The organism is Gordonia sp. (in: high G+C Gram-positive bacteria) (assembly GCF_049299075.1).
In the GTDB taxonomy this organism is placed as follows: domain Bacteria; phylum Actinomycetota; class Actinomycetes; order Mycobacteriales; family Mycobacteriaceae; genus Gordonia.
Map to the genome: position 1 here is coordinate 1 of NZ_JBAQWU010000297.1, position 3,614 is coordinate 3,614.

At 68.3% G+C, this 3,614-nt stretch carries 4 protein-coding genes and 1 pseudogene; 4 read left to right on the forward strand and 1 reads right to left on the reverse strand.

The features are described from left to right. Window positions 1–104: 104 nt before the first annotated feature. Window positions 105–1,196: a sugar phosphate nucleotidyltransferase gene (locus tag WAW85_RS09015; protein WP_422559278.1), complete on the forward strand. Its 1,092-nt coding sequence runs from the start codon at window positions 105–107 to the stop codon at window positions 1,194–1,196. A 16-nt stretch (window positions 1,197–1,212) separates the two neighbouring features. On the opposite strand, the gene WAW85_RS09020 is transcribed toward WAW85_RS09015, so the two are convergent. After that, entirely contained in the window at window positions 1,213–1,875 is a 663-nt protein-coding gene (locus tag WAW85_RS09020; protein ID WP_422559279.1) for an O-methyltransferase, read from the reverse strand. A gap of 277 nt (window positions 1,876–2,152) precedes the next feature. Between WAW85_RS09020 and sigE the strand changes: the two genes are divergently transcribed. The 3 genes and pseudogenes from sigE to WAW85_RS09035 all read left to right on the forward strand — a co-directional run. Next, on the forward strand, window positions 2,153–2,782 hold the full coding sequence (gene sigE, locus WAW85_RS09025) for an RNA polymerase sigma factor SigE (RefSeq protein WP_422559280.1): 630 nt from the start codon (window positions 2,153–2,155) through the stop codon (window positions 2,780–2,782). Between the two features lie 135 nt (window positions 2,783–2,917). Continuing rightward, entirely contained in the window at window positions 2,918–3,268 is a 351-nt protein-coding gene (locus tag WAW85_RS09030) for a zf-HC2 domain-containing protein (RefSeq protein ID WP_422559281.1), read from the forward strand. A 3-nt stretch (window positions 3,269–3,271) separates the two neighbouring features. Beyond that, window positions 3,272–3,614 (forward strand): annotated as a pseudogene (locus WAW85_RS09035) (serine protease); the annotation flags it as partial.

Consider the following 3,614-nt stretch of genomic DNA (forward strand, 5'->3'; position numbering starts at 1 on the left):
CCGGGCCGGCCTGGCGGTGCGTCGCCGGCTGGCCATCTCCGCGGCACTGCGCGCCCAGCGCAGCAAGACCATCCACGACACACCCTCATCGGAAAGGTGAACCTGTGACCACATCTGACGCGGCCACGCCGGAGGTACAGGCCTTGATCTTGGTCGGGGGTAAGGGCACTCGGCTGCGCCCACTGACCCTCTCGGCGCCCAAACCGATGCTCCCGACCGCCGGAGTGCCCTTCCTCACGCACCTCATCTCGCGAATCCGCGAGGCGGGCGTCACCGACATCGTGCTCGGCACCTCCTTCAAGGCCGAGGTCTTTTCCGAGTACTACGGCGACGGTGCAGATCTCGGCGTGAATCTGACGTACGTGACCGAGAAGGAAGCTCTCGGTACCGGCGGGGGCATCCGCAACGTCTATGACGCCCTCGTCGCCGACACCGTGCTGGTCTTCAACGGCGACGTGCTCGGCGGCACCGATATCCGCGAGGTGCTCGACACCCACCGCTCGTCGGGCGCGGAAGTGACTCTGCATTTGGTGCGGGTCGGTGATCCGCGGGCATTCGGGTGTGTGCCGACCGACGACGACGGGCGCGTTACCGCTTTCCTGGAGAAGACGCAGGATCCGCCGACCAACCAGATCAATGCCGGCACCTATGTGTTCAACCGCACCGTGATCGGCGAGATCCCGGGCGGGCGGGCGGTGTCGGTGGAGCGCGAGGTGTTCCCGAAATTGCTCGCCGAGGGCCGACACGTCCAGGGCCACGTCGACAGCGCCTACTGGCGCGATATGGGCACCCCGGAAGACTTCGTCCGCGGCTCGGCCGACCTGGTGCGCGGGATCGCGCCCTCGCCGGCCCTGGCCGGTGTCAGCGGTGAATCGCTGGTCAAGGCGGGTGCACACGTCGCCGTAGATGCCGTTTTGGTCGGCGGTACTGTCGTCGGCGCGGATGCGATGGTCGGCCCAAAGGCCCGCCTCGACGGCGCAGTGATCTTTGACGGAGCCATCATCGAGGCCGGGGCGGTAGTCGAGCGCAGCATCGTCGGCTTCGGTGCCCGCATCGGCCGGGGCGCCCTCATCCGCGACACAGTCATCGGCGATACGGCGCACATCGGTGCACGTTGCGAACTCCTGCGCGGTGCCCGAGTCTGGCCCGGCGTGCAATTGCCGGAGAACGGCGTGCGTTTCTCCACCGACATCTGACGCCCAAGCAGCGTGGTTAGCGAGCCTTCGCGGCGGCGAGCAGACCGGAGCCGACCGGCACCACCGTGGGAATGAACCGGTCATCGTCGGCGATCATCGTCGCCGCCGCGCGCGCTGCCAGAGTGCGCGGATCGGCCGCCTCCGGGTCGGCGATGGTGCCGCCCGCCGATGCATTGTTCACCACGACGACGCCGCCGGGCCGCAAGATACGGATCGCCTCGGCGACAAACGCCGGGTAGCTGAGCAGCGGACCGTCGATGAAGACGACGTCGTACGCTGCATCGGCCAAGCGGGTCAGCACATCGGTTGGTACGCCGGTGATTAGCCGGGTCCGGCCGGGGGCGATACCGGCATCGCGGAAGGCTTCGCGCGCGGCCTGATGGTGTTCGGGCTCGGGATCAATGGTGGTTAAGACGCCGTCGGTGGGCATTCCGGCCAGCAGCCACAGTCCGCCGACGCCGACACCGGTGCCGATCTCGACGACGTGCTTGGCGTTGGCGACTCGGGTCAGCAGGGAGAGCAGCGATCCGGCGGCTGGTGAGATGGTGCTGGCACCGAGCTCCTCGGCGCGCAGCCGCGCCGCCACCAATGCCTCGTCTTCGATGATCGCCGCATCGGCGTAGGCGGCCAGCTCGGCGGCCGCCGAGCGAGAATTTTCAGCGATGGGGGTATCACTCATGATTACGAGCCTGCCAGAGTGGGCCGGGTGCCCAATCGTGGCGCGCCGCGCGGGTCCGGTATTGACGCCCGAATAGGCCGATTCGGGACGCGGGACCGCACCTGGAGTGCTCCAGATTTCGATCCTCAGGGAACACTCAGTCGGGTAACAGGGGAGGCACACCGGAGTACGACATGCTCAGTGCAACCGGGTCAGCGACTTCTGGCCATTGGGGCGGGGAATTCGCCTGCGGCCTGCAGCGTTGACACCACCGAAACCAGGGAGGGCGGATCTACCCGTGAAGGCAACCCAGCAGCACCGAGGCCACGGCACAGAACGGCAGTCCCCATTTGCGGGTACGGCCGGTTTCGACGCGACCGGCGATGTCGCGCTGCTGCCGTCGTGGGAAGAGCTCGTCGCCGAGCACGCCGACCGGGTGTACCGCCTGGCTTACCGTCTCAGCGGCAACCAGCACGACGCGGAGGATCTGACACAGGACACCTTTATCCGGGTGTTTCGGTCGCTGACGTCGTACAAGCCGGGAACCTTTGAGGGCTGGTTGCACCGCATCACGACCAATCTGTTCCTGGACATGGTCCGCCGACGAAATAAGATCCGGATGGAGGCGCTGGACACCGGTTACGAGCGGATCAGCTCCGACACCCCAACACCGGAGCAGGCTGTCGTCGAGGCGAGCCTGGACCACGACCTGCAGCAGGCCCTCGACGCACTCGCGCCGGAGTTCCGCGCGGCCGTCGTCCTCTGTGACATCGAAGGACTCTCATATGAGGAAGTCGCGACCACGCTGGGGGTCAAAATGGGCACCGTGCGCAGTCGCATCCACCGTGGCCGCCAGGGCATCCGGGACCACCTGGCCGCCAATGGGCACATGGACAGCCGCTCGGTGGCCGTCGGCAGCCGCGGCTGAGTCCGCCCTAATCGGGACTGCCTGACCGCCCCGGGCGCCACTGCTGGGATAAAGTGAACGCAACAGGACTTCGCTGGCACCCGCACACCGCGGCGCCGACAGGACCCTGCCGGTTCGCAGAGAGAGGTGAGGCGCGTGGCTGAACAGGCTTCGTCGCGGTCGGAGCGCTGGGCTCCCGCGGGTTCGACGTTCGCGCCGAACCCGGAGTTCGGCTCCGGTCGCGCCTTCAGTTCCACCGATCACCTCGCCGCCGACGCCGTTGTCGCCTATGTCGACGGGGTGCTCCGCGAGTCGGCCGCCGGGCGTGTCGATGAGCACGTGCGGCTCTGCGCCGCGTGTGCGGCTGAGATCGCGGCCCAGGCGTCGGCCCGGTCGCGGCTGCGGACCAGCTGCGAGATGAGTGCGCCACCCAATCTCGTCGGCGAACTAAGCCAGATTCCGACCCGTGAAATCGATATGCGGGACCTCAACCGGCGGAGCCGCTGACCCGTGACACACACCCCTGACTGGTCGGCCGGAGACTCCGCCGACACCGCGCGACCTGCGACGCCGCCGCAACGGCCGACGGCGCCCGTCTCCCCGCAGACTGCGGCCGTATTCGGTCGCCCGGCCGGTGTGAACGGCTCGTTCGCCGTCACGTCTTCGGATCGGCCGCAGCCCGAGACCGCCGCGCCGGACCCGGTGCTGTCCGAGGCGTTCGGGCGCCCAGCCGGATCCACCCAGACCCTTCAGCGCGACCCGTACGCGACGTTCGGGGCAGCGGACCATGAGGTCGAGCCCGCCGATCCGTGGCGCGATCCGGCTGCAGCCGCGCGCCTGGACGGTCCGGCGC